The 25,072-nt window shown below is 69.0% G+C and carries 20 protein-coding genes; 7 read left to right on the forward strand and 13 right to left on the reverse strand.

Features of this window, described 5'->3' with window-relative positions; all coding sequences use genetic code 11:
• Window positions 1–32 precede the first annotated feature (32 nt).
• Window positions 33–1,577 (reverse strand): pyridoxal phosphate-dependent decarboxylase family protein, encoded by a 1,545-nt coding sequence (locus tag AC1C2R_RS19345; protein ID WP_495380972.1) that lies wholly within the window; start codon window positions 1,575–1,577, stop codon window positions 33–35.
• Window positions 1,574–2,950: an MFS transporter gene (locus tag AC1C2R_RS19350; RefSeq protein WP_495380973.1), complete on the reverse strand. Its 1,377-nt coding sequence runs from the start codon at window positions 2,948–2,950 to the stop codon at window positions 1,574–1,576. Before AC1C2R_RS19350 ends, AC1C2R_RS19345 begins: the two co-directional genes overlap by 4 nt.
• 55 nt (window positions 2,951–3,005) lie before the next feature.
• Between AC1C2R_RS19350 and AC1C2R_RS19355 the strand changes: the two genes are divergently transcribed.
• Complete coding sequence (locus AC1C2R_RS19355; protein ID WP_495380974.1) at window positions 3,006–4,556, forward strand: succinic semialdehyde dehydrogenase; 1,551 nt, start codon at window positions 3,006–3,008, stop codon at window positions 4,554–4,556.
• A gap of 50 nt (window positions 4,557–4,606) precedes the next feature.
• On the opposite strand, the gene AC1C2R_RS19360 is transcribed toward AC1C2R_RS19355, so the two are convergent.
• Entirely contained in the window at window positions 4,607–5,038 is a 432-nt protein-coding gene (locus tag AC1C2R_RS19360) for a twin-arginine translocase TatA/TatE family subunit (RefSeq protein WP_495353474.1), read from the reverse strand.
• A gap of 54 nt (window positions 5,039–5,092) precedes the next feature.
• On the opposite strand from AC1C2R_RS19360, the gene AC1C2R_RS19365 reads away from it, so the two are divergent.
• On the forward strand, window positions 5,093–5,725 hold the full coding sequence (locus AC1C2R_RS19365) for an O-methyltransferase (RefSeq protein ID WP_495353473.1): 633 nt from the start codon (window positions 5,093–5,095) through the stop codon (window positions 5,723–5,725).
• Between the two features lie 50 nt (window positions 5,726–5,775).
• Window positions 5,776–6,795 carry an alcohol dehydrogenase catalytic domain-containing protein gene (locus tag AC1C2R_RS19370; RefSeq protein ID WP_495380975.1) on the forward strand — a complete coding sequence of 340 codons (1,020 nt, stop codon included), beginning with the start codon at window positions 5,776–5,778 and terminating at the stop codon, window positions 6,793–6,795.
• A 75-nt stretch (window positions 6,796–6,870) separates the two neighbouring features.
• Here the strand turns inward: AC1C2R_RS19370 and AC1C2R_RS19375 are convergent, their stop codons facing one another.
• The 3 genes from AC1C2R_RS19375 to dapE all read right to left on the reverse strand — a co-directional run bounded on the left by AC1C2R_RS19375 (window position 6,871) and on the right by dapE (window position 9,540).
• Window positions 6,871–7,044, reverse strand: a complete 174-nt coding sequence (locus AC1C2R_RS19375) for a DUF3117 domain-containing protein (RefSeq protein ID WP_495353471.1) — start codon at window positions 7,042–7,044, stop codon at window positions 6,871–6,873.
• A gap of 140 nt (window positions 7,045–7,184) precedes the next feature.
• The gene (locus AC1C2R_RS19380) at window positions 7,185–8,417 is read right to left on the reverse strand and encodes a hypothetical protein (protein ID WP_495380976.1); all 1,233 of its coding nucleotides are present in this window, start codon (window positions 8,415–8,417) and stop codon (window positions 7,185–7,187) included.
• A 25-nt stretch (window positions 8,418–8,442) separates the two neighbouring features.
• Window positions 8,443–9,540 carry a succinyl-diaminopimelate desuccinylase gene (gene dapE, locus AC1C2R_RS19385; protein ID WP_495380977.1) on the reverse strand — a complete coding sequence of 366 codons (1,098 nt, stop codon included), beginning with the start codon at window positions 9,538–9,540 and terminating at the stop codon, window positions 8,443–8,445.
• 177 nt (window positions 9,541–9,717) lie between these two features.
• Between dapE and AC1C2R_RS19390 the strand changes: the two genes are divergently transcribed.
• On the forward strand, window positions 9,718–10,764 hold the full coding sequence (locus AC1C2R_RS19390) for a LacI family DNA-binding transcriptional regulator (RefSeq protein WP_495380978.1): 1,047 nt from the start codon (window positions 9,718–9,720) through the stop codon (window positions 10,762–10,764).
• Window positions 10,765–10,849: 85 nt separating this feature from the next.
• Here AC1C2R_RS19390 and AC1C2R_RS19395 read toward each other — a convergent pair whose 3' ends face one another.
• Complete coding sequence (locus AC1C2R_RS19395) at window positions 10,850–15,535, reverse strand: GH92 family glycosyl hydrolase (protein WP_495380979.1); 4,686 nt, start codon at window positions 15,533–15,535, stop codon at window positions 10,850–10,852.
• A gap of 127 nt (window positions 15,536–15,662) precedes the next feature.
• On the opposite strand from AC1C2R_RS19395, the gene dapD reads away from it, so the two are divergent.
• Entirely contained in the window at window positions 15,663–16,616 is a 954-nt protein-coding gene (dapD, locus tag AC1C2R_RS19400) for a 2,3,4,5-tetrahydropyridine-2,6-dicarboxylate N-succinyltransferase (protein ID WP_495380980.1), read from the forward strand.
• Between the two features lie 111 nt (window positions 16,617–16,727).
• On the forward strand, window positions 16,728–19,328 hold the full coding sequence (locus AC1C2R_RS19405; RefSeq protein WP_495380981.1) for a penicillin acylase family protein: 2,601 nt from the start codon (window positions 16,728–16,730) through the stop codon (window positions 19,326–19,328).
• A gap of 142 nt (window positions 19,329–19,470) precedes the next feature.
• On the opposite strand, the gene AC1C2R_RS19410 is transcribed toward AC1C2R_RS19405, so the two are convergent.
• The 5 genes from AC1C2R_RS19410 to AC1C2R_RS19430 all read right to left on the reverse strand — a co-directional run bounded on the left by AC1C2R_RS19410 (window position 19,471) and on the right by AC1C2R_RS19430 (window position 23,274).
• The gene (locus AC1C2R_RS19410; RefSeq protein WP_495353464.1) at window positions 19,471–20,781 is read right to left on the reverse strand and encodes a citrate synthase; all 1,311 of its coding nucleotides are present in this window, start codon (window positions 20,779–20,781) and stop codon (window positions 19,471–19,473) included.
• A 186-nt stretch (window positions 20,782–20,967) separates the two neighbouring features.
• Window positions 20,968–22,083 (reverse strand): succinyldiaminopimelate transaminase, encoded by a 1,116-nt coding sequence (gene dapC / locus AC1C2R_RS19415; RefSeq protein WP_495380982.1) that lies wholly within the window; start codon window positions 22,081–22,083, stop codon window positions 20,968–20,970.
• Between the two features lie 2 nt (window positions 22,084–22,085).
• On the reverse strand, window positions 22,086–22,406 hold the full coding sequence (gene fdxA, locus AC1C2R_RS19420; RefSeq protein ID WP_495353462.1) for a ferredoxin: 321 nt from the start codon (window positions 22,404–22,406) through the stop codon (window positions 22,086–22,088).
• Window positions 22,407–22,444: 38 nt separating this feature from the next.
• The gene (locus AC1C2R_RS19425) at window positions 22,445–22,828 is read right to left on the reverse strand and encodes a DUF6113 family protein (protein ID WP_495353461.1); all 384 of its coding nucleotides are present in this window, start codon (window positions 22,826–22,828) and stop codon (window positions 22,445–22,447) included.
• Window positions 22,825–23,274 (reverse strand): hypothetical protein, encoded by a 450-nt coding sequence (locus tag AC1C2R_RS19430; protein WP_495380983.1) that lies wholly within the window; start codon window positions 23,272–23,274, stop codon window positions 22,825–22,827. Before AC1C2R_RS19430 ends, AC1C2R_RS19425 begins: the two co-directional genes overlap by 4 nt.
• Window positions 23,275–23,434: 160 nt before the next feature.
• Here AC1C2R_RS19430 and AC1C2R_RS19435 point away from each other — a divergent pair, with 160 nt between their 5' ends.
• Window positions 23,435–24,244 (forward strand): enoyl-CoA hydratase/isomerase family protein, encoded by an 810-nt coding sequence (locus AC1C2R_RS19435; protein WP_495380984.1) that lies wholly within the window; start codon window positions 23,435–23,437, stop codon window positions 24,242–24,244.
• A gap of 46 nt (window positions 24,245–24,290) precedes the next feature.
• Here the strand turns inward: AC1C2R_RS19435 and AC1C2R_RS19440 are convergent, their stop codons facing one another.
• Entirely contained in the window at window positions 24,291–24,965 is a 675-nt protein-coding gene (locus AC1C2R_RS19440) for a M23 family metallopeptidase (protein ID WP_495381112.1), read from the reverse strand.
• Window positions 24,966–25,072 lie beyond the last annotated feature (107 nt).

The following is a 25,072-nucleotide window of genomic DNA, read 5'->3' on the forward strand; positions in this document are numbered from 1 at the left end:
ACCGCGTGCACCGCTCCGGAGCGGTGCCGCCGTCAGCCCTCCGGCGTAGCGGCCGCGTCGCTCGGCGGCTCCACCACGCGTGCAAGCAGTTCGACGAGCAACCGTTCGGTGAGCGGGCCGGGCAACGCCTCGACGAGCGCGAGCACGGGGGCAAGACGATCGGGCAGCGCACCAGTCGCATTTTCTCCGCCGAGCAGCCCGAACGCACGGAGCAGCCGTGCCGCGCCGTCGGAATCGAGCCCCGCGGATGCCGCTGCGAGCGACGCAGCACCGCCTGGCAGCGTCGGCGCGAGATGTGCCACGAGCGCGTTGCCGTCAACGGGCGGCTCGCCGCGCACGGCGTCTGCTGCGGCGACGAGAGCGGCAGAGAGTTCGGGAAGCACCGCCTCGGTCACCGGCGTCACCGTGAGGTGCGTCGTATGCGGCAGGCGAATGCCGTCGGCCTGAGTGAGACCGGGCTGCAGCTGCAGGTGCCAGCCCTCGGCACGCGCGGCATCCGCCCAGTGATGCGGATCGACCCGGCGCGGCGCCGGCACGCTCTCGTCGGTGGCGACGGCGAAGAGCGGCCCGGTCGGCGCGCCGACCACCCGCAAGCCTTCGATGCCGTCGACGACTGCGCGGAGCGCATCGGTCGCGCGCGCGGTGCGCGCGATGAGCGAGGTGAAGCCGTCTTCGCCGAGCGCCTCGGTGATCGCCCACGCCGCTGCGAGCGGTCCGGCAGGTTTCGAGCCCGTGAGCGTCGGGTTGACGACGGGGTACCCGGGCCAGGCCGTGGTCGCGAAGTACTGGTGGCGCTGGCGGTCGCGACCCCGCGTGAGCAGCACCGAGACGCCCTTCGGGGCGTAACCGTACTTGTGCAGGTCGGCCGAGAGACTCGTGACTCCCGGCACCCGCAGGTCCCACTCGGGCAGCGACTTCGGCCAGAAGGCGAGCGCGAACCCGCCGATGCACGCATCGACGTGCAGGGCGATGCCTCGCCGTGCCGTGATCGCCGCAACGTCGACGACCGGATCGAGACCGGCGAACGGATAGGAGGGCGCGCTCACCACGACGAGCGCGACGTCGTCGCCCAGGCGTTCCTCGAGCGCGGCCACGGAGACCGCACCCGTGTCGGGGTCGACGGGCACCAGGTCGAGCTCGAGGCCGAAGTACTCAGCGGCCTTGTGGAAGGCCGCGTGCACGGTGACCGGCGCCACGATGCGCGGCACCCGCGGGGAGCCCGCGCGGGCTTCTCGCCACACGTCACGGGCGGACTTCACCGCGAGCAGGCAGCTCTCGGTGCCGCCCGAGGTGACCGAACCGACGATGTCGTCGTCACCCGCCCCGCCCAGCACTCGCCGGGCGAAGCCGACGAGACCCGACTCCATCACGGCGACCGAGGTGAACGTCGTCGGGTCGAGGCCGTTGACGGGTTGCACGAGACGAGCGGCGCGGGCCGCGAGCTCGTCGAGCTCCGGCAATCCCGAGTCGTAGACGTACGAGAGCACGCGGCCCCCGTGAGTCGGCGCATCGGCGGCGCGCAGCGCTTCGAGTTCGACGAGGATATCGGATGCCTCGCGTCGGAAGCCGAGCATCATGCCACCACCGTTTCGTTCGCCGCTGCGGCATCCGCCTGGATGTCGCCGCGTCTGAGCGGATATCGACGAAGCGCGACGAGGCTCGCCCCGACGAGCAGTGCGGGGATCACGCTGAAGCTGATCGCGATGCCGACGACGGCCGCCGGCGACTGCGTGACCACCTGCGAACCGGTCGACTCGACGTACCCCGTGATCGCGAGCACGATCGTGAGCACCGTCGCGCCGAGCGCCATGCCTGCCGTCTCCCCGGCGGTCCAGACGCCTCCGAAGCTGCCGGCGCGCCCGACGCCGTGCAGACGGGCATCGTGCGAGATGACGTCAGGCAGCATGGCCATCGGCAACGACTGCATGCCCGCATAGCCGGCACCCGCGAGCGCGACCGGGAGGTACACCCAAGCGCCCGGTGCCCAGATCATGCCGACGAGGCTCAGCGCCGCAATGCCGAAGAGCGTGCTCGCGAACGCGAACCCGCGCTCTTTGCCGACGCGCGCCGCGATCGCCTGCCAGAGCGGGGCGCACAACACGGCGGGCGCGATGAGTGCGACGAAGAGCAGCGTCACGGCGCGCTCGTCGCGGAGCACCCAGGTCGCCACGAACTGGGCTCCTGCGAGCATGAGTCCCGTCGCGAGCCCTTGAAGTACGAACGCGGCGAGCAGGGTGCGGAACGCCGCACTTCGACGCAGTGCGGCGAGGCCCTCGGCGTAGCCGGCGCGGAGGTCGCGCCCCGGCGGGGCATCCGTGGAAGCGATGCCCTTGGCCGCCGTCGATGTCGCGACGAACATGCCCGCCCCGATCACGAGACCGGCGACGAGGGCCATCACGAGGTAGCCGGTGTGCTCGTCAGCGAACGCGGCCCGGAGTTCGGGTCCGCCCGCGCCGAAGAGCAGGATCGCGATCGTCAACACGACGACTCGCCACGTCAGCAGCCGCGTGCGTGCGTCGTAGTCGGCGGTGAGCTCGGCGGGCAGCGCGATGTAGGGCACCTGGAAGAGGCTGAACGCCGTGGCCGTCGCGAGGAAGGCGACGAAGACCCAGATGCCGGATGCCGCGGGCGCGAGCCCCGCCGGAACCGCGAAGGTCGCGACGAACCCGATGGGAAGAGCGAGAGCGCCGACCACCATCCAAGTGCGCCGGGTACCTGTGCGGGCGAGCGCACGGTCGCTGCGTTCGCCGATCCACGGGTCGATCACGACGTCCCACACCTTCGCGGCGGTGACGACGAGACCGGCGATGAGCGCGGTCACGCCGAGCGTGTCGGTCAGGTAGTACACGAGCACGAGCCCGGGCAGCGTCGCGAAGCCACCGGTGCCGATGGAACCGATCGCGTAGCGGGTCACGACACCGCGGGAAATACTTCGCTCCATTGCGGCCATGGAGGCAGTGTACTCATCCGGCGGCGAAGTGGGTCAATTGTCCTAGACTGTGCCCATGCGCGCCCCCACGGCCTCCCTTGAACTGTTCGAGAGCCTCACCGACGATGTCGTCGCCTCCGGCTCCGAGACCATCCCCGTGCCGACCCCCTCGACTGGCGAGACGCTGCACGAACTGCCGCGATCGAGCGCCGACGACGTGCTCGACTCCGTCGCTCGCGCCCGTCTCGCGCAGCTCGCCTGGGCCCGAGCCGGTTTCGCCGAACGCCGACGCGTGCTGCTGCGCGCACACGACCTCATCCTCGAGCGTCGGGAGATGCTTGTCGACCTCATCCAGCTCGAGAGCGGCAAGACCCGCGGTCAGGCGTTCGAAGAGATCTTCGCCGCCGTCTCGGTCACCCGGTACAACGCGCTCGCCGCACACCGAGTGCTCGGCGGCCGACGGGTGCGCTCAGGGCTCCCGACCGTCGCGACCACCCGTGTGAGATTCGCTCCCAAGGGCGTCGTCGGCGTCATCACCCCGTGGAACTTCGCGCTCAGCCTCGCCGCCATGGACGTCGTGCCCGCTCTCGCGGCCGGCTGCGGTGTCGTGCAGAAGGCCGACGACCAGGGTGCGCTCTCGATTCTCGCGCTGCGCCGCGCGTTCATCGACGCGGGCGTGCCTGCAGCGCTGTGGGCGGTCGTCACCGGCCCCGCGGCCGAGGTGGGCGAAGCACTGACGGATGTCGCGGACTACATCTGCTTCACCGGCTCGACCGCGACCGGCCGCACCATCGCAGAGAAGGCCGGCCGGCGACTCGTCGGCGCTTCGCTCGAGCTCGGCGGCAAGAACGCCCTCCTCGTGCTCGACGACGTCGACCCGGTGACGGCCGCGGCGAATGCCGCACACGCCGCATTCTCAGCGATGGGCCAGGTCTGCGTATCGGTCGAGCGCATCTACGTGCACCAGAAGGTCGCCGGTGCGTTCCAGCGCGCGCTCGTCGACTGGCTCCGCCGCGCGAAGCTCGGCTCCGGCCTGGACTTCGACGCCGACTTCGGATCGCTCGCGAGCGCCGCACAGCTCGCTCGAGTGCGAGCCCACCTCGACGACGCCGTCGCGAAGGGCGCGACCGTGCTCGTCGGCGGCAACCACCGACCCGACATCGGACCGTGGTTCTTCGAACCGACTGTGCTCAGCGGCGTCACCCCCGAGATGCACGTCTACGCCGAGGAGACCTTCGGTGCGATCGCCTCGCTCTACCTCGTCGGCAGCGACGAGGAGGCGGTGCTCGCGGCGAACACGAGCGACTACGGCCTGAACGCGGCCGTCTTCACCACTTCGGCCCGACGGGCCCGACGTGTCGCCGACGCCCTCCAGGCCGGCAGCGTCAACATCAATGAGGGCTATCGCGGGTCGTTCGCCTCGGTGGCCGCGCCGATGGGCGGGGTCAAGCAGTCCGGCCTCGGCCGGCGAAACGGCGAGATGGGCCTGCTCCGCTTCGTGGAGCCGGTTACGATCTCGTCGACGACCGGACTCCTGCAACTGCCCCGCTCGGCGGGCGAGTACAAACAGCAGGTGCCGCTCCTCCTCCTGCTGGCGCAGGCCATGAAGACGCTGCGGATGCGCTGAGGCGGAACACTGCCGACTCCGAGACGGTGCCGACCCCGAGACGGTGCCGATCAGGTCGCTTCGGAGTCGAACGGTGCCGTCTCGTCGGCGCCGAGTGGTTCCCGCTTGCGCTCGCGCTGCAGGTAGGCGGAGTTCTCGTTGACCGAGGCGCGCGCCACGACGGGCGCCGCTTTCTCGTCGGCGAACGGGTCGGCGTCGGTCAGTGCTTCACGAATGATGCGACGTGGATCGTACTGGCGCGGGTCGAGCTTCTTCCAGTCGACATCGTCGAAATCGGAGCCCATCTCGTCACGCATGCGGTCTTTCGCACCGTTGGCCATGTCGCGCAGCGATCGCACGAGTCGGCCGAGTTGCGCCGCATAGTGCGGCAGCCGCTCTGGCCCGAGGAGGAAGACGGCGATCACCCCGATGATGAGGAGCTTCTCGAACGTCAGACCGAACACCCCTACAGGATAGTCGGCGGCGAGGCGTGCAGAGACCATGCCGCCCGCGCTCTAGGCTTAGGGGCTGGAAGAGTCATCCCGGGGAGCCGCCACGTGTCCGATCACGACCTGAACTGGAAGTACGTCGACGACTCGGTCGCCGTGACCGAGTCGATCGCCAAGGCGCGCCAGCAGTCACTCGAGCTCGGCATCGAACCGGTCTCGCCCGCTGTCGGCGCGCAGCTCGCCGTGCTCGCCGCCGCTTCACGCGCCGAGTCGATCATCGAGGTCGGCACCGGCGTCGGCGTCTCAGGGCTCTGGATGCTCCAGACTGCACGCCGGGCGCTGCTGACCTCGATTGACACCGAGACCGAGTACCAGCAGCATGCCCGCCAGCACTTCGCCGATGCCGGCATCGCGGCCGCACGCGTGCGCCTGATCGCGGGGCGCGCGAGCGAGGTTCTGCCCCGCATGAACGAGAGCTCGTACGACATCGTCTTCATCGACGCCGACGCGCCGTCGGTCATCGAGTACGCCGAGCACGGACTGCGCCTCGCCAAGCCCGGCGGCATCGTGCTCGTGGCTCGCGCCCTCTGGAAAGGTCGAGTCGCCGACCCGGCGCGTCGCGACGAGTCGGCGAGCGCCTATCGCACGCTCGTCGCCGAGCTCGCGACCTCGACCGCGGTCGCAACGGCCATCTCGCCGGCAGGCGACGGACTGCTGCAGATCGTGAAGCTCGGCGCCTGACGCGCGCGCCGACTTGACCTCAACAGAGGTTGAAGTTGGAGACTCGCCGAATGGAAGCGATTCGCCTGCACTCGTTCGGCCCGCCCGAGAACCTCGTCCTCGAGCATGTTCCCGACCCCGCACCCGGCCCCGGCCGAGTCCTGATCTCGGTGCGCGCGCACGGCGTACACCTGCTCGACACCACGCTGCGTCGCGGCGAGACCAGCGGCCCGCTCGGGCTCCCGACGCTGCCGACGATTCCCGGCCGCGAGGTCGGCGGCACGGTGGTCGAGGTCGGCGAAGGGGTCGACCCTGCGTGGATGGGGCGTCGCGTCGCCGCACATCTCGGTGCGACGCCCGATGGCGGCGGGTACGCGCGCCTGGCCGTCGCCCCGGCCGAGGCGCTGCATCCGATTCCCACCGGCCTCGACGAGGCGGAGGCGGTCGCGATGATCGGAACCGGCCGCATGGCGGCATACACACTCGAGATCGCCACGCTCCGCCGCGGTGACATCGTGGTCGTGACGGCCGCGGCAGGTGGCCTCGGATCGCTGTTCGTACAGACAGCCCTCGCCGCGGGCGCGCGCGTTGTGGCACTCGTCGGCGGTGAGGCGAAGGTGCGGGTCGTCGAGTCGCTCGCGCCCGATGCAGGGGCACGCCTGACCGTCGTCGACCACCGGCTCGCCGATTGGCTCCCGACGACCGGAACCGCACTCGGAGCCGCCGACGTCGGAGCCACCAACGTCGGAGCCACCATCGTCTTCGACGGTGTCGGCGGCGAACTGGGATCCGCGGCCGCATCGTTGCTCACCTCAGGCGGTCGGCTCGTCGTCTACGGCTGGGCATCCGGAGCGGCGAACCCGTTCGCCGAGGCCGACCGCGCAGCCACCGCCGGCATCGAGATTCGTCCGGCCGTCGGGCCGGGCGCGCCCCGGCCGGGCGACATGCGACCGTATCAGGAGCGTGCGCTCGCACTCGCGGCCGCGGGCACGTGGCAGGTGCTGACCCACCGGGTGCCGCTCGCCGAGGCCGCGCGAGCGCACCGCGAGCTGGAGGAGCGGCGGACCACCGGCAAAGTCGTACTCGTCTGACGGCACGTGACATACCCCGTGACACGACTCGAGCCCCGAGGCGACTCGGGGCTCGATTCGAGGAGTGACGTTGACTCAGGCGGGCTTCACAACGCCACCGAGGACGTCGTGCAGCTCCTTGGCCTCAGCGTCGTTCACCGAGACGACGAGGCGCCCTCCACCTTCGAGCGGAACTCGAACGATGATGAGCCGACCCTCCTTCACAGCCTCCATTGGCCCGTCTCCGGTGCGTGGCTTCATGGCCGCCATTGAGCTCCCCTTTCGTGGCTGAGCTTCTATTATCGGCCATCACAGGCGGCGCTGGGAAATCGCCGCGAGTTTGTGGGCAACCCGGTTGAACCGATTCGACAGCTTGAGCGAAAGGTCGAGGCAGCGGATTCGTGCTCCGATCAGGGCGGCGTCCAGTCACGGCCGTCGATCCCCCATGCGATGAGCAACCAGCCCAGCTGCAACAAGAGGGAAAGCGCTACCACGCCCCAGCGGTACCATCCGGCCCGCGGCTGCGCCAACGCACCCAAAATGGGGAACATCGGAGCCAGGATGCGGAAGGTGCTCGACTGCGGAAAGAACACCGCGAGGAGGTACAGCGCGTAGCTCGCCAACCAGAGGCGGAGGTCGATGCCGAGCCGGCGCACCGCAGGCAGGAACAGCACGAGCGCGAACCCGATGATGAGCGCAGCCACCGCGATCGTTCCGAACGGCTGGCCCAGCCACCAGTCGCCCGACTGGAACCAGGCCGTGAACGGCACGAGCTCCCGGTAGCCGATGTAGGCCGAACGCCAGGCGAGCTCTGTGGCGGTGTACCCGTGCAGCTCGCCGGTCACGGCCCACACGATGGCCGGCCACGCGAGGCCGACGAGGCCGGCGAACACGGTCACGGATGCCGCGAGCACGCGTTCCCGCATCGAAAACGGGTCGTGCTTCCGCGAGAACCACCGCCACAGCCAGTGCAAGCCGAGGGTGAGCGCGAATGCGAGCGCACCGGGGCGCGTGAACGCCCACACGGTGATCACGGGCACGAGCCATCCGTAGCGTCGATCGACGAGGAGGAGCAGCGCGAGGGCGAGCCACAGGAGGCCGAGGGATTCGGCGTATCCGAACTGCATGATCGGCGACGCCGGTGCCACCGAGAAGAGCACGACGGCGAAGAGCGCCCGGTCGGGCTCCATGAAGCGCGACATCAGCCGGTGCACGACGAGGGCGGCACCGAGTCCGGCGAGCAAGGCGATGACCGCGGATGCCGCATTCCACGGCACCCCGAACCAGGTCACGACTCCGACGAGCACCGGGTAGACGGGCAGGAATGCCCACGCGTTCTCGGCGACGTGCCCCGTCCCGGTGAGCGGCAGCTCGTGTGGATAGCCGCCGAGCCAGATGATCTGGTACCACCTGGCGTCCCAGAGGTTCGCGTACTCGAAGTAGCCGGGCTTCGCTCCGGTCCACGGGTTCGCGCCCTGCGCGCTCGCCATGACGAGCACCATCACCGTCGTGATCACGCGCGCGCCCAGGTAGATGAGCGCGACCTTCGCCCACCAGGGCGCGATCCGCCAACGCACGCGAGGCGACCAGCGCGTCACGCGGAACGGGTCGGATTCGCGGAGGGCGTCCGACGACGTGCTCATGCGTGCCTCGTTCGGATCGCCGCGCTCAGGCGGTGGCACCGGTCAGCCAGGCTCGGAGCGCGACCTCGACGTGCCGGATCTGCGACACCTCGACCCGCTCGTCGTCGGCGTGCGCCTTGAGCGGGTCACCGGGGCCGAAATTCACCGCCGGAATACCGAGGGCGCTGAAGCGCGCGACATCCGTCCAGCCGTATTTGGGGCGCGCCTCGGCTCCGACGGCACGCACGAACTGCTGCGCGAGCGGGTCGTCGAGTCCGGGCCGCGCGCCCTCGGCGCTGTCGACGATGGTCACCTCGGCGCCGGAGAAGAACTCGCGCACGAATTCGGACGCCTCGGCGACGCTGCGGCTCGGCGCGAAGCGGTAGTTGACGGTGAGCACGGCGTCGTCGGGGATCACGTTGCCCGCAATGCCGCCCGAGATGAGCACGGCGTTCAGCCCTTCACGATAGGCGAGGCCGTCGACCTCGACCGTCTCGGCCCGGTACTCGGCGAGGCGGGTGAGCACCGGAGCGAGCTTGTGGATCGCGTTCTCGCCGACCCAGCTGCGCGCCGAGTGCGCCCGCAGCCCGGTGGTGCGCACCTCCGCGCGGAGGGTGCCGTTGCAGCCGCCCTCGACCTGCCCGTTGGAGGGTTCGCCGAGGATGGCGAAGTCGGCCTCGAGCAGATCGGGGCGGGTGCCGGCCAGCATCCCGAGCCCGTTGAGGTCGGCCGCGACCTCTTCGTTGTCGTACCAGAGCCAGGTCACGTCGACGATCGGGTCGGTGAGCTCGAGCGCGAGCTTCAGCTGCACCGCGACACCCGCCTTCATGTCGACCGTGCCGCGCCCCCAGAGGTACTCCACGCCGTCTTCCGTCTCGAACCGGGTCGGCAGATTCTCGTTGATCGGCACGGTGTCGAGGTGCCCGGCGATCGCGACCCGCCGTTCGCGGCCGAGGTTCGTGCGCGCGACGACGGTGTTGCCTGAACGGATGACCTCGAGATGGGATGCCCCCGCGAACGCCTGCTCGACGAGGTCGGCGAGCAGCGACTCATCGCCCGACACGCTCGGCACATCGCAGATCGACTGCGTGATGGCGACAGAATCTGCGCTCAGATCGAGCGCGAGTGGTGATGCGGCGGGCATTCCCCGAGTCTATGCGCGGTGGTCGGACCGGCGCGGCAGCGCTGCGGTGTGAACGGGCAGTCGCCGGCAGCGACCGACTCGGATGCACCGAGAACTCGACGGCCCCCGCGGGCCTCAGTCGGGACCATGGCCTCAGGAGATATCGTTTCGTTGCTCCGACGCACGTCGAGGAGGGTCATGCGGGACGCACACGCGCACGCACAGGGGGTCACACTCGCCCAGGTCGCCGTTCGCGCCGGGGTGAGTCTGAAGACGGCATCACGGGCGCTCGGCGGAGAAAGGTACGTGAGCCAGGAGACCCTCACGAAAGTCCTTGCCGCAGCGGCGGCCCTCGGCTATCGACGCAATGCGGCGGCGAGCATGCTGGCAAGCGGACACCTCGCCGAGTCGATCGGGCTCATCGCCGGCGACTTCACCAATCCGTTCTACTCCGCGCTTGCACAGAGCGTGGAGAACGATATCCGCCAGCAGGGGATGCACTTGACCGTCGCCACGTCAGGGGAGTCTGCGGAGCAGGAGCGGCGCATCGTCGACGACCTCGCCAGCCGTCAGGCCAAAGCGCTCGTCGTCGTCTCGGCCATGTCGGATCATGCCGACTACGCGCACGTACAGGCGCGCGGAGTTCCGGTCGTCTTCGTCGATCGCCCAGCGATCGATCTCGATGCTGATTCCGTCGTGTTCGACAATCGGATGGGCGGTCGCCTCGCCGCCCAGCACCTCCTCGACACCGGCCATACCCGAATCGCGTTCGTCGGCGATTACCCGTGGCTTCCCACCTATCGAAAACGACTCGAGGGCATGGCCGCAGTCCTCGACGGATCGGCGTCATCGTCATGGCGGGATCTTCTGCGGGATGATGCCCACGATGTCGCTTCATCCCGCGCACGAACCCGCGAGCTATTGGCGCTCCCGAAGCCGCCCACGGCGATCGTCGCGGGAAACAACCGGATCCTCCTCGGAGTCCTCGAGGAGATGTCGGCGATCGGCATGGGCGACGTGCCCGCCGTCATCGGCATCGACGAACCCGAATGGGCACGCGTCATGGGGATCACCACCGTGGCGGGAGACATCGAAGAGGTCGGACACCACGCCGCCCGCTTGGCCATCTCACGACTCGCCGATCGCACTCGTCCTGTCGAACACGTTGTGCTCCCGATGCGTCTCACTCCCCGCCGGTCGACGGAGAGACACGATCCCGAATCAGAGACCCTGCGCGCCGAGTAGTGCCGTGTCGGTGGCGTATGCCGCGCCGGTCATCGATGCTTCAAAGGAGAGCTCTGCCAGGATGACCGGGAGGCCCCGGTCGCGATCATCGATGCGGCTTGGCGTCGACCAGGCGTTCGTATGCCCTGACGAGACGGGACAGCGCCGCCACATACTCGTCGTAGGTGCTCGTCGCCGCGTCGAGCACGTCAGCCGAGGCGATCGCGTTCTGGAGCTTGCGATAGGACACCGGCGTGACCTCGTCGGCCTGGACTGCCTCGGCCTTCGCACGCCAGTCGGCGACCTGTTTGACGACCTTCCACTGCAGGTGGCCGGCGGCGACGTTCAACACGCGCAGCGCCTCTGCGACTCCGCCTGTCGTCGCGGCCTCGTCCGCGTCGACGGCCTTCGCGGCGTCGATCGCTCGAGTGAAGACCGCGAAGTCGGTCACGAGATACCAGCCCGCGTCGGCGGCGAGAGGCGAGTACTTCGTGATCGCCGTGTGCAACGCCGTCTTGTCGACGTCGTACTCGAGCGAGACCCAGTCGAGATTGCCGACGTAGGTCTGGGTGGCCGTCGGCGTGCTCTGGAGCGCGAAGTAGAACGTGTGGTTGCCGGTGATCTCGGACGGGAGCGCGACCCTCGCGGTGGCGTAGGTGCCCCAGCTCGAGCCTGTGGGCTGGAGCGGGACGATGACGAGCGGCTCGCCGGACATCTCGTCCACGTAGACGGCGAGTCGACCGTCGACCACCTTGCTCGTCGGCGCGTCGTAGCGCACGCTGAGCGTGGATGCGCTGCGAGTACCGAGGTCGACATCGCGGTAGCGGATCCACGCGCCGTCCTTCGTGCCGGCGAGCTGGCCACCCACCGATCCGGCCTCGGTCTTGAGGTCTGGACCCGAGAAGTCGGTCCCTTCCACGAGCCCCGAATCGTCGGCGTTCAGCATGCCGTAGCCCGTGCGGAGCGATTCGAACTGGACCGTCTTCGACGTCTCGACGGTATCCGCCGCAGACTGGAACTGGAACCAGTCGACGTTCGCGACCCAGCTCTGGCCCGAAGCGAGGGCACCCGTGAACGCGAAGTACACGTCGTTGACACCGGCGAGCTTCGCGATCTCATCCGCGGTGAACGTGTGCGCGAGCGCCGTGTAGTTCGCCCAGCCGTTCGTGGTGGGCAGCGGGACCGTGGTCACGAGTGGACCGGTCGCTGAGCCGGTGCGAATCTCGACCGCAGAGCTCGCCGATGCCGAGCCGGGGTTGTGAGCGTAGTCGATCACAACCGACGCGAGCGGGGACTCGGAGAAGTCGAGCCCGCGGAACGCGAGCCACGCCCCCGGCGAGACCCCGCCGACGTTGGTCCCACTGCCGCCGGCCTCGGTCTTGAGCGAACCACCGGACCACTGGTCGTAGCTCTCGGCCTGCAGCGCCCGGTAGCTGTCGCCACTGATCGCGAGGCCATCGGCCGCGGCCCGCAAGAGGGCGAGGGCCGTGGAAAGCGTGCGCTCCGACGAGGCCCCGTCGTCCAGCGCCGCCTTCGCCCTGGCGACAGCAGCGTCGAGCGTCGCGTACGTTGCCGCGGAATAGCCGTCGACCGTCACGAGGTGCGCATCGTCGTACAAGGACTGCAGCTCGGAGCGCGTGCTCGAGGAGGGTGACACGGTGAACGGGACGAGCGCCGTCGTCCCGGCACCGGTCACCTGGGCCGCTGTGGCACCCTCGAGTGCCGAGTCTGCGAACAGCGCTGTGAAGTGCGTGCTCGTCGTGCTCTCCGGCTTTCCCTTGAACGTGACCTGGACCGTGGTGTCGCTCATCCGCCTGACGGTGGCGTGGACGCCCGGGTCGAGACCGGGGAACGTGACGGCTCCCTTCGAGAGCGCAGGGCGGTTCTTGCCGGCGAACGTCGCGCCGCCACTGAGGGTGATGTCGATCGTGCTCCGCACGGCGCCGTGCGCGCCCGCAGTGAGGGTGGTGGTGCTCGGCGTCAGGAGGTGACCGGCGAACCGGACCTTGAGGGCGAGTTCCCGCTCGGCAGTGCTGGGCGCTGTGCCGGAGAATGCGTCGGGCGCGAAGGCGACGGCGAGCGCGTCGGTCGAATCATCGACGAGGTGGCGGGCCGCCTTGCCCGCCAAGGTCAGGTCGAGCGTATTCGTCCCCGACTTCGTCGCGACGAGCGTGAGGCCGGTCGGCACGCCGGTGGCCTCGACGTGCGAAGTCAGGTCTGAACCGATCTCGCCGGTGAACGTCGCCCCACTCACCTGCACGGCGATCGCGTCGTCGATCGAGCCGTCGTTCGCACCGGACTCCTCGAATACCTGCGCCGTCGTGGAGACGGCGTCCGCCGGATGGTACAGAGCGCTGCTGACATGGTCGTTGAGCGAGTCCGCCGCGACGCCGTCGGCTCCCCATGACGATGGGCTCGAGCCCATCGTGAAGTGCAGGATGCCACCCGCGTTCATCTCCGCGGCGGTGAGCCAGGTGCGGTTCAGCGGCTGGCCGTTGAGCGTCGCGCTCTGGATGTAGTGATTCGTCGGGCTGACGCCGGGCGCCTCGACGACGAAGTCCTTGCCCCCGGGGTACTCGATCGTCGTGCGGTCGAAGATCGGCGTCGTGATCTGGAACGAGTCGCCTCCGGCCATCACGGGATACAGCCCGATCGCGCTCGACACGAAGTACCCCGACATCGTTCCGGCGTCGTTGTCCATCGTCTGGAGCAGGCCCTTGGGATCGTTCTGGAACACCATGCGCTTCGACGGCGTCGTACTGCTGCCGTCGGCGGTGTAACGGACGCACACCGGCTCGGTGACCGCTCGGTACGTCCAGTCCTGCGTCTGTGCGGGCTGTCCGACGTAGTTGAAGAGGAATGGCGCGTGAACCGAGATCTCGTTGGCGAACAGGTGGAGATTGCGCGAGCAGTCGTCGGGCGCCTGGTTGCCGAAGAAGAAGTTCACGGCCTTCGCCGCCTCCGACTTGCCGCCCATGAGATCGACCATGCCGCCGAGGTCCTGGGCGTCGTACCAGTTGTACTGCCACAGCGTGCCCTGGTAGAGACCGCTGCTCCAGCTCTCCGGGTTCTTCACTGTGAAGCCCGCCGAATCGTCGTTGCTCGATCGCGGCATGATGAGGCCGACCTCGTCGACACCTGCCGCGACGCCGGTCGCCTTGGTCGCGTTGCCGTCCTTCGTCAGTGCGTCGGTATCGAACGCCTTCGCCCAGCGCGCGCCCTCGACGCGGTAGTGCTCGGCGTCGGTCGTCTCGCCGATCGCGTCGGCGATGACCGAAAGACCATAGGCGTCGTAGGAGTACCCGAGGAGACCGCCGCCGACGGAATCGAGGTTCGTCAGGCTCGCGGAGCTTCCGGTCTGCGCGACGAGCGCTGGGTACGCCTGTTCGAGCCCCTGCAGCTGGACGCCCTTCGAGATCGCATCCGCCACGACGACCGGGGCGCGCTCCCAGCGCACCGTCGGCACGGACTGCAGCAGACCCCCGACCGAGCCCTTCCCGCTCGTTGCGACGCCGGCGTAGAGGTCGACGAGCGACTGGACGACGTCGCGATAGACGTCGGGGAAGACCGAGGCCACGGCCGCGTACTTGTGGAAGTCATCCCACAACGACCACGAGTCGTAGTGCGTGTACCCCGATGCCTGGTAGATGACACCGTCAGCACCCCGGTACGTCCCATCCGTCGATGTCGCGTTCATCGGGGTGCCGGCGAGCCGGTAGAGGTGCGTGTAGAACTGTGCCTTCAGATCGCCCGTGGGGTCATTCGTCGCGGTGGCATCGACGTCGACCTTGCCGAGGCGATCGTTCCACTCGTTCTTCGTCGCGGCGCGGACCTCGTCGAACGTCTTCCCGCCGACCTCGACGGCCGCGTCGCGTTCCGCTTGCTCTGCGCTCACCGCGGAGAGCGTGACCCGCAGGCCCACGTGCTCGCCCGCAGCGGCGTCGAAGTTGAGAACGGCCCCGATGTCGGTGCCGTTCTGGGTGGTCGCGGTGGAGCTGAGCCCAGCGCCGCCCCACGTCTGGACGGAAGACGTCGGAACCGTGGTCTCCGCGTAGTAGTAGAGCTTGTACGACGAGTTGTAGAAGAAGCCGGTGAAGGAACCGGAGATCGTCGTGTTGCCGTGCGTGCTCGCCCCGATCGTGAGGTCGGTGGCTTTGCGACCATTACCGGTGTGCTTGAGGTCGACCACGAGGGAGGCGTGGCCGCCGGTGCCGAAAGCGTAGTCGTGAACGCCCGTGCGAGTAGCGGCGGTCACCTGGGCGTCGATGCCCTTGCCCGACTCGTCGAGGCCGACCCGGTAGAAGCCGGCCGTCGCTGTCTCGTCCTTGACGCCGTCGGTCGTCCGGATCGCCTTGCCGTAGCTGCTCGTCGAAGGCCGGGACGTGTAGCTCTGGTAGGTGGGCACGACGAGCACATCGCCCGCCCCTCCCCCACCCCCGACCCCGTCGAGTGCGAGGTTCGTGAATCCCAGGAGCGTGCGAGCCGTGTACTCGTACCCCACGTGGTTGCCGGGCGTTGTCGTCGGGGTGACGGTCGCCAGCCCATACGGAGCGAACGCCCCGGGGCCGTCCTGGCCGTGGTCGCCCTCGGTGCCGATGAACGGATTGACGTACTGGCTGTAGTCCGTCGAGTGTGTCGAGGCCTGTGCCGCATTCGCCGGCCCTGCCAGCGGTAGGACGGCCGACACGAGCAGCGCGAGTGCGATGGGCAGAGCGGCGAGTCGTGAACGGGCGGCGCGGATCGACGGTGCGTTGTTCACCTGGGGCGGATCCGGATAGGACAGCGCTGTCATGCGGTGAAGTTTAGCAGCCACTGCTCGGCCGTGTCCTGCACTCCATCCATCGCATCCATCGCTCCTCGGTCAAGAGCCGGGCCGGACACCCCACGTCACACGCGCAGCGCATCGCTACTCTTGAGGCATGCCCGCGAACGACGACGCCATCACTCCTCCCCGCACGGCCTCCGCCACCGGGCTCGCGACGATCGCCGGCGACGGCACGGTGCTCGACGCGTGGTTCCCCGCGCCGAGGCTCGGGACCGAGGCGTCCCCTCTCGCAGCTGAGCATGCGGCGCTCGCGGGCGACGATGCACGCCGCAACGTGCGCGTCGAGGCCGTCGACGTCACGATCGACCTCGACGCACCGCCCGCCGGCACCGCCGACGCCTATCTCCGGCTGCATGTACTCTCGCACCTGCTCGCAGCGCCGAACACCGTGAACCTCGACGGCATCTTCGCCCACTTACCCGCGGTCGTCTGGACGAACGCGGGACCGGTGCATCCGAAGGACTTCGACCGTTCGCGGCCCGCCCTGCAGCGCGCCGGCATCCAGGCGACGAGCCTCGACAAATTCCCGCGGCTGCTCGATTACGTCACTCCCGACCGCGTACGCATCGCGGATGCCGCTCGGGTGCGCCTCGGCGCGCACCTCGCTCCCGGTACCACCGTCATGCACGAGGGCTTCGTGAACTTCAACGCCGGCACGCTCGGCACCTCGATGGTCGAGGGCCGCATCTCCCAAGGCGTGGTCGTGGGCGACGGCTCCGACATCGGTGGCGGCGCGTCGATCATGGGCACTCTCTCGGGCGGCGGCACCCAGCGTGTCACGATCGGCGAACGCGCGCTGCTCGGCGCGAACTCCGGCATCGGCATCTCGATCGGCGACGACAGCGTCGTCGAGGCCGGCCTCTACGTGACCGCGGGCACCAAGGTCGTGCTGCTCGGCGGGGCGGGTGCACGCCCCAGCACCGTGAAGGCCGTCGTGCTCTCGGGGGTGCCCAACCTCCTGTTCCGTCGCAACTCGCTGAACGGTCAAGTCGAGGCCATCTCCCGCACCGGCGAGGGCATCCTGCTGAACGCATCACTGCACGCCTGAGCTGCAGGGCTGGGCTTCGGTTGCCGATGCCGAGCCGTCGACCTTCTCGACTACAGTTGTGACCCAGGCCGCCGCGGGGCGGTCTCGTCTTGCGCATCACGAAGGAGTGGCGTGGGTACCGACGCACCGAGAACCCGCCGGCATCGGGGAGTGAGCTTCCTCATCGGTCTGCTCGTCACCGTGCTCGTGCTCGCCGTCGTGGCGTCCGGCGTCGGCTGGTGGACCGTGCAGCGGTCGTTCCCGACGACGAGTGGTCGCATCGAGGTTCCGGGCCTCACCGCGACCGCCACCGTCTACCGTGACGACGCCGGCATCCCGCAGCTCTATGCCGAGACCGACCACGACCTCTTCTTCGCCCAGGGATACGTGCACGCCCAAGACCGGTTCTGGGAGATGGACTTCCGCCGCCATGTCACCGCCGGCCGTCTCGCCGAGCTGTTCGGCGAGTCGCAGGTGGGCACCGATGCGTTCATCCGCACTCTCGGTTGGCGAGGCATCGCCGAGCAGGAGTACGGCCAGCTCGACGGGGTGTCGAAGGCGTACTACGACGCCTACGCCGAGGGCGTGAACGCCTACCTCGCCGAGCGCAGCGGCGCCGACCTCTCCCTCGAGTACGCCGTGCTCGGTCTGCAGCGCCCCGGCTACTCCCCCGAACCATGGTCGGGCGTCGACTCGATCGCATGGCTGAAGGCGATGGCGTGGGACCTGCGCTCGAACCTCGGCGATGAGATCGATCGAGCACTCCTGTCGACCGTGCTCCCGCCCGAAGAGGTCGCGCGGCTCCACCCCGATTTCGCCTGGGGGCAGATGCCGACGATCATGGGCCCGCCGCCCGCTGCGGCGCCGGCAGCGCTCTCGGTCGCGCCGCTGGCCGCGACCGATGACGACCCGACAGGCGAGGGCGATTCGAGCGAAGCGGATGCCGCGGCATCCGGACTCGGCTCCGACTACGCCGCTGCACTCACGAGCCTCAGTGCGACGATCGACGGAGTGCCCGAGATGCTCGGGCCCGAGGGCGGCGACCTCGGTTCGAACTCGTGGGTCGTCTCCGGCGCTCTGACCGAATCCGGGCTCCCCCTTCTCGCCAACGATCCGCACCTCGGCCCGGCCATGCCCTCCATCTGGACGCAGATGGGCCTGCACTGCGTCACGATCAGCGACGCGTGCGGTTTCGACGTCGCGGGGTACTCCTTTTCGGGCCTGCCCGGCATCATCATCGGGCAGAACGACAGCATCGCCTGGGGGTTCACCAACCTCGGACCCGATGTCGCCGACCTCTACCTCGAGCGCATCGACGGCGACGCATACGAGCTCGACGGCGCCCTTGTACCGCTCACCCTTCGTGAGGAGACGATCGACGTCGCGGGCGGCGATCCCGTCACGATCACCGTGCGATCCACCGCACGCGGACCGATCGTCACCGATATCGGCGAGGACTTCAGCGCGGTCGCGAGCGAGTTCCCCGCAGCATCCGGCCAGACAGATGGGCAGTACGCGGTCTCGTTGCAGTGGACCGCGCTGACAGCCGGCAACTCGGCCCGTGCGATCTTCGCGCTCGACCGCGCGCGCGACTGGAACGCGTTCCGCGCCGCCGCGGCGCTCTTCGACGTGCCGGCGCAGAACCTCGTCTACGCCGACGTCGCGGGCAACATCGGCTATCAGGCCCCGGGTCGCATCCCGGTGCGCAAGTCGGGCGACGGCACGATGCCCCTGCCCGGTTGGACGAGCGCCAACGGCTGGGAGGGCACGATCCCGTTCGATCAGCTGCCGTCCATGCTGAATCCCGCCGCCGGCTACATCGTGACGGCCAACAACCCGGCGGCCGGGCCCGACGGCCCGATGCTCACGGAAGATTGGGACTACGGCTATCGTGCTTCGGCCATCGACCGGATGCTTCACGCACAGCTCGACGCGGGTGAGAAGCTCACCGTGGACTCGCTCGCGGAGATCCAGCTCGACACGAGCGACGCGAATGCGAACGCCTTGCTTCCGCAGATCGCCGCGCTCGATCTCACGGGCGATGCCGCGCGCGGTGCGGCCCTCCTCGACGGTTGGAACGGCGACGCCGATGTCGACAGCGCGCAGGCCGCCTACTTCGCGGTCTTCTGGCGCACGCTCCTCGACGGCATGTTCGCCGAGCTGCCCGAATCGACGCGGCCGCAGGGCGGCGACCGTTGGTTCAACGTCGTCGGCACCCTCCTCGGCGAACCCGATGCATCGTGGTGGACCAACGACGACGAAGGAGTCGTCGGCCGCGATGCGATGATCGCGCACGCCCTCGAAGCGGCATGGAGCGAGGCTGAAGACCGCATGGGCGGCGACGCCGATTCCTGGCGCTGGGGCCGCCTGCACACCCTGACGCTGACCAACCAGAGTTTCGGCGAGTCGGGCATCGCCCCGATCGAGTGGCTCTTCAACCGCGGACCCTTCGAACTCGGCGGCGGCTCCTCGATCGTCAACGCCATCGGGTGGGATACGAGGGTCGGCTACGGCGTGGACTGGGTGCCGTCGATGCGCATGGTCGTCGACCTCGACGATCGCGATGCCTCCCGCTGGATCAACCTCACGGGTGCGTCAGGTCACGCGTTCCATCCGCACTACGCCGATCAGGCGCCCCTCTGGCAGCATGGCGAGCTTCGCGACTGGGCGTTCACCGCCGAGGCCGTGGAAGCGGCCGCGAACGAGACGCTGTACCTGACCCCGGCCGGCTGACCTCGGCCGATCGAGCCGACAGTCACCGTCGCTGGCGCAACGCGCGAGACGACAACGGCGATCTGGCGCGAGCGTGGCCGGCCACTACGACGAAACGCCGGTACCGCCCGAAGGCAGCACCGGCGTTTCGACGCGCGACGGTTCAGACCGAGGGGTAGTGCCGCTCGGCCTCACCGATGTAGAGCTGCTGCGGGCGGCCGATCTTCGTCTGCGGATCGAGGTTCATCTCACGCCAGTGCGCCATCCAGCCTGGCAGTCGGCCGATCGCGAAGAGCACGGTGAACATCCGCGTCGGGAAACCCATCGCCTTGTAGATGACGCCCGTGTAGAAGTCGACGTTCGGGTAGAGCCGGCGTTCCTTGAAGTAGTCGTCTTGCAGGGCGAACTGCTCGAGCTCCTTCGCGATGTCGAGCAGCGGGTCGGCCACGCCGAGCCCCGCGAGCACCTCATCGGCCGACTGCTTGACGATCGTCGCACGCGGGTCGTAGTTCTTGTAGACGCGGTGCCCGAAGCCCATGAGCTTCACGCCGTCTTCTTTGTTCTTCACGCGCTCGACGAACTTCTCGACGCCTTCGCCGGAGTCGCGGATGCGTGCGAGCATCTGCAGCACCGCTTCGTTCGCGCCGCCGTGAAGCGGGCCCGACAGGGCCTGGATACCGGCGGAGATCGAGGCATAGAGGTTCGCGCCGGTCGAGCCGACGAGCCGCACGGTCGACGTCGAGGCGTTCTGCTCGTGGTCTTCGTGCAGGATCAGGAGCCGGTCGAGCGCGGTGGAGAGCACCGGGTCGACCTGGAACGGCTCGGCCATGTTGCCGAAGTTGAGCTTCAGGAAGTTGTCGACGAACGACAGCGAGTTGTCGGGGTAGAGGAACGCCTGCCCGAGCGACTTCTTGTGGGCGTACGCAGCGATGACCGGCAGCTTCGCGAGGAGGCGCACCATGGTCAGCTCGACCTGCTCGGGGTCGTTCGAGTCCGTCGAGTCCTCGTAGTACGTCGAGAGCGCCGACACGGCACTCGAGAGCACCGACATCGGGTGCGCCGTGTGCGGCAGCGACGAGAAGAATCGCTTGAGGTCTTCGTGCAGCAGCGTGTGGTGGCGGATCTTCTCATCGAACTCGCCGAGCTGATCGGCCGTCGGCAGCTCGCCGTAGATGAGCAGCCACGCGACCTCGAGGAACGTCGAGTTCGCAGCGACCTCTTCGATCGGGTACCCGCGATAGCGGAGGATGCCCTGCTCGCCGTCGATGTAGGTGATCGCCGATCGCGTCGAGGCGGTGTTCACGAACCCGTAGTCGAGCGCGGTGAGCCCGGTCTGGCGGGTCAGCGTCGACACATCGATGCTCGAGTTGCCCTGCACGGCGGCGCGGACGGGGAACTCGGCGGTCGTGTCGCCGAAGCTGAGGGTTGCGGTCTGGGGGGTCTCCCCTGCCGCATTGTTCACGACGTCGCTCACGGCGCCTCCTGTGATCGTCACTTGCGCGGTCACCTGCTTTCCGGGCGTGACCGTTAGGGGCGGGTCCGCGGCCCGATTACAGCCTAGACGGGCTCTGAGCACACTGTTACATCCGCTAACAGATCACGGCTTCCGTTGGTGGTGGCCACAATGACGAAACGAAAGCCGGCGACGAGCGAGCGGATGTCACGCCGCGGCGGCGGCCCCAAGTCGTTCGGCGGCGAGTCCGATGTGCGCGTCGCTCGCGGTCAGCGAGAGGCGGACATGCTCGGGATGGTGCACGCCGTAGAAATGGCCCGGACCAGCCACGATGCCGAGGTCGGCGAGGCGCCCGATCGAGTCCCACGCATCGCGGCCCTCGGTCGCCCAGAGGTAGAGCCCCGCTTCGCTGCGGTCGATGCGGAACCCCGCCACCTCGAGAGCAGGCTTCAGCAGTGCGCGACGGGATCGGTAGCGCTCTTTCTGCGCGGCGACGTGCTCGTCGTCGCGGAGTGCGGCGACCATCGCCGCCTGCGACGGCTGTGGAACCATGAGTCCCGCGTGCTTGCGCACTGTCGTGAGCCGCCCGATGACCGTGCTGCAGCCGGCGACGAAGGCGGTGCGGTAGCCGGCCATGTTCGACTGCTTCGACAGCGAGTACGCGACGAGCGTGTTGCGGCGGCTCTCGCCGATCACCCGCGGGTCGAGCAGGCTCGGCACCGGGGCATCCGCCCACTCGCCCTCCCAACCCAGCTCGGCGTAGCATTCGTCGCCCACGATGACCGCGCCCAGTTCGAGCGCCCGCTCACGCGCAGCGCGCAGCTCGTCGATCGTGAGCACGCGGCCGTCGGGGTTGCCCGGGCTGTTCAGCCAGACGAGCCTGGTGGCGGCCGGCCATTCGGCCGGGTCATCGGAGGCCATCGCCGTCGCACCGACGAGCACGGCGCCCATCTCGTAGCTCGGGTACGCGGCGCGTGGGTGCACGACGACGTCGCCCTCGCCGAGGCCGAGCAGGAACGGCAGTAGCGCCACGAGCTCTTTGGAGCCCACTGTCGGCAGCACGTTCGCCTCGGTGAGCCCGGTCACGCCGCGGCGACGCGCGAACCAGTCGACGATGGCGCCGCGCAGTTCGCCGGTACCCGTTGTCTGGGGGTAGGCGTGCGCGTCACTCGCCGTCGCGAGCGCCTCGCGCACGAAATCGGGGGTGGGGTCGACCGGCGAACCGATGGACAGGTCGACGACCCCATCGGGGTGCGCCGCGGCGCGCTCGCGATAGGGGGCCATGAGGTCCCACGGGTAGTCGGGCAGCTCGCCGCGCGCCATGCTCAGTGAGCCTGGGGAGGAAGCACCGCGATCACGGGGTGATCTTTCGGGATGACACCGATCTTCGCCGCGCCGCCGGGCGAACCGATGTCGTCGAAGAACTCGACGTTGGCCTTGTAGTAGTCGGCCCAGATCTCGGGCAGGTCGTCTTCGTAGTAGATGGCCTCGACCGGGCAGACCGGCTCGCAGGCACCGCAATCGACGCACTCGTCGGGGTGGATGTAGAGCGAACGCTCACCCTCGTAGATGCAGTCGACAGGGCACTCGTCGATGCACGCACGGTCTTTCACGTCGACACATGGAAGGGCGATGACATAGGTCACGGTGGTTCGCTGTCCCTTCGGAAGGCTGGAGCTTCAGTCTAGGCGTCACGCGGCTCGGTCGAGGGCAGCTTCGGCCATGCGACCACGAGCACCGCGATGAGTGCGGGTGCGATCGTCCACACGGTGCCCGTGACATCTCCGACGATGATCACGGACCCGCCGGGGCCTGGCAGCGTGAGCAGGGCGACCGCGACGATGATGCCCGCAGCGGCGGCCGCGGCGGCGATCCGGCCGCCCGCGACCAGGCGCATGCCGAGGAGCAGCGCCGCGACACCGACGAGCGCGGCGACGAGCCCCAGTGGAATTGTGAGGTCTGCGATCTGCAGGGTCATGCGGTGGCCGACCGTCGCGAGGGCACCGTAGACGAGTCCGATCAAGAACGAGATGACGACGGCGGCGATGCGGTTCGTCGGGCTCGTCATTCCGGCTGCTGCGTCACGGTGTACGAGACGGTTTCGCCGTCACCGGCCACGAGCACGAAGTACTCGCCGTTGGAGAAGACCACGGCGTCGGCACCCTCGCCTGACACGCTCGTGTCTTTCGTGAACCCTGCAGCCTCGAGGGTGCTGGTGGCGTCGGCGACCGGATCGGCGGCCGTCGAAGTGATCATGACGATCCAGCCCTCGCTGCCGCCGGCACCGGCGCCGAATGCGATCTCGCCGTCGATCAGGGGCACGGACTCTGGGAAGTCGGCGGGCAACTCGCCGTCGAGACTCACCTCGCCGCCTGTCGCGTCTTCGACGGCGTCTTCGAGGCCCTTGTTCACGAGCTCGCCCGGGTTCGGGAAGCAGCCCGACAGGAGCGCCACGGTCACGGCCGCGATCGCCGCAGCGGTGCTCACGCGACGGCGCGTACTGGAGAGTCGCATGAGTGGCTCCTTGGTGCAGGCGATCAGGTGAAGAGTTCGGGGAACGGCGGAACGCAAGCATCCGCACCCTCGATCGAATTCTACCCGCCCGCCGGGGCCCGGGCGATGGCGTACCGTGGATCGGGACACGGAACGGGCCGTGCGGGAAGGATCGATGACGATGGCCGAGACCGGTACCGAGGCATCCGCACCCGAAGTCCGCGTGGAACGCGACGACGCCCTCGCGATCGTCACGATCGATCGACCCAAAGCGCTGAACGCCCTCTCGCCCGCCGTGCTGACGGCGCTCGTCGGGGCGTTCGAAGGCCTCGCCGCCGACGGCGCCGCCGTGCGCGGCGTGATCCTCACGGGCGCCGGCGACCGGGCATTCGTCGCCGGCGCCGACATCCGTGCCATGGCCGACTTCACTCCCGAGCAGGGTGAGGAGACGGCGCGGCTCGGTCACCGTGTCGCGGACGCCATCGAACGCCTGCCCGCTCCGGTCATCGCCTGCGTCGACGGATTCGCGCTCGGCGGCGGGCTCGAGCTCGCCCTCGCTTGCGATTTCATCTACGCGACGGATGTCTCGAGCTTCGGCCAGCCCGAAGCTCACCTCGGTCTCATCCCCGGCTTCGGCGGCACGGTGCGCTTGCCCCGCGCGGTGGGCCTCGCCTGGGCGAAGGAACTCATCTACACCGGCCGGCGCATCGATGCGGCCGAGGCGGCATCACTGGGTCTCGTCAATCGCACCTTCACCGATCGCGAGTCGCTGTTCGAAGGCGCCCGGGCGACGCTCGCCGAGATCGGCGAGAACGCCGCGCCGGCGGTCGGCCTCGCCAAGCGAGTGCTCGTCGCTGCGGCCGGCCGGCGCACCGAGAGCGCGAGCGAACTCGAGATCGCCGGGTTCGGCGACGCGTTCCGCACCGATGACATGCGCGAAGGCGTGGCCGCCTTCATCGAAAAGCGCGACCCGCACTTCTCCGGCGCCTGAGTTCCGGGGCCGACGAGGCAGGTCAGCGCGTCAGCGGATCAGCGCGTCAGGCGATGTGGGCGCCGAGCCAGGCGAACCCGTCGAACCGTATACCGTCGATGCCGAACATCTCGAGGTGCATGTGCGGGCCGGTCGACTGGCCGGTCGTCCCCACGAGGCCGACCTGCTGCCCGGCGATGACGCGCTGGCCCGCCGAGACGGCGAGCGACCCGAGTTGCATGTGTGCGTACGAGCTCGTGATGAGTTCACCGCCGATGTTGTGCTGCACCTCGACGTTGACTCCGAGGCCGCCGCCGCTCTCGGTCGCGAGCACGACCACGCCGTCGGCGAGCGACATCACCGGGGTTCCGTTGCCGGGGTTGAAGTCGACCCCGTCATGGTTCGTCGAGCAGCCGGCGCACGGCGCGGAACGCGGGCCGAAACCCGAACTCCGCCGGTCGGGAGTCAGCACAGGCCAGACGACCGCCCCGGTGTCGATGAGCGAGACGCTGCCGAGGCTCGCGACCTGCGAGGTGATCGGCGGTGGCGCTGCCTCGACGTTGTAGTGCTCGGCCGCGAGCGTCGACATGACACCGTCGCCACCGACCTCGATGGTCTGCGGTTCGTAGTGCACCGTGTCTTCGCTCGGAGCGTAGACCGAGGCACGCGGCTCTGCGTCGGTCGCCGTGATGGCCAGGGCGGGAACGCTCGTGGCGACCATCATCGCGGCGACGAACGACATCGCCACGACGGAGAAGATCGGCCGGTATGAGGCGCGGGCTCCGCGAGGCGTACGCGGACTGTCGGAGACGGCTGCGGTAGGCGTGGGGCGGGCAGGAGCGGGTGTGG

Source organism: Agromyces sp. Y182 (assembly GCF_059445385.1).

What these genes read in the sequence shown, in the direction of transcription:
- AC1C2R_RS19345 (WP_495380972.1), bottom strand. Translation starts at nt 1,577, where the DNA reads ATGATGCTCGGCTTCCGACGCGAGGCATCCGATATCCTCGTCGAACTC.
- AC1C2R_RS19350 (WP_495380973.1), bottom strand. Translation starts at nt 2,950, where the DNA reads ATGGCCGCAATGGAGCGAAGTATTTCCCGCGGTGTCGTGACCCGCTAC.
- AC1C2R_RS19355 (WP_495380974.1), top strand. Translation starts at nt 3,006, where the DNA reads ATGCGCGCCCCCACGGCCTCCCTTGAACTGTTCGAGAGCCTCACCGAC.
- AC1C2R_RS19360 (WP_495353474.1), bottom strand. Translation starts at nt 5,038, where the DNA reads ATGGTCTCTGCACGCCTCGCCGCCGACTATCCTGTAGGGGTGTTCGGT.
- AC1C2R_RS19370 (WP_495380975.1), top strand. Translation starts at nt 5,776, where the DNA reads ATGGAAGCGATTCGCCTGCACTCGTTCGGCCCGCCCGAGAACCTCGTC.
- AC1C2R_RS19375 (WP_495353471.1), bottom strand. Translation starts at nt 7,044, where the DNA reads ATGGCGGCCATGAAGCCACGCACCGGAGACGGGCCAATGGAGGCTGTG.
- AC1C2R_RS19380 (WP_495380976.1), bottom strand. Translation starts at nt 8,417, where the DNA reads ATGAGCACGTCGTCGGACGCCCTCCGCGAATCCGACCCGTTCCGCGTG.
- dapE (WP_495380977.1), bottom strand. Translation starts at nt 9,540, where the DNA reads ATGCCCGCCGCATCACCACTCGCGCTCGATCTGAGCGCAGATTCTGTC.
- AC1C2R_RS19390 (WP_495380978.1), top strand. Translation starts at nt 9,718, where the DNA reads ATGCGGGACGCACACGCGCACGCACAGGGGGTCACACTCGCCCAGGTC.
- AC1C2R_RS19395 (WP_495380979.1), bottom strand. Translation starts at nt 15,535, where the DNA reads ATGACAGCGCTGTCCTATCCGGATCCGCCCCAGGTGAACAACGCACCG.
- dapD (WP_495380980.1), top strand. Translation starts at nt 15,663, where the DNA reads ATGCCCGCGAACGACGACGCCATCACTCCTCCCCGCACGGCCTCCGCC.
- dapC (WP_495380982.1), bottom strand. Translation starts at nt 22,083, where the DNA reads ATGGCGCGCGGCGAGCTGCCCGACTACCCGTGGGACCTCATGGCCCCC.
- AC1C2R_RS19425 (WP_495353461.1), bottom strand. Translation starts at nt 22,828, where the DNA reads ATGACGAGCCCGACGAACCGCATCGCCGCCGTCGTCATCTCGTTCTTG.
- AC1C2R_RS19430 (WP_495380983.1), bottom strand. Translation starts at nt 23,274, where the DNA reads ATGCGACTCTCCAGTACGCGCCGTCGCGTGAGCACCGCTGCGGCGATC.
- AC1C2R_RS19435 (WP_495380984.1), top strand. Translation starts at nt 23,435, where the DNA reads ATGGCCGAGACCGGTACCGAGGCATCCGCACCCGAAGTCCGCGTGGAA.
- AC1C2R_RS19440 (WP_495381112.1), bottom strand. Translation starts at nt 24,965, where the DNA reads ATGTCGTTCGTCGCCGCGATGATGGTCGCCACGAGCGTTCCCGCCCTG.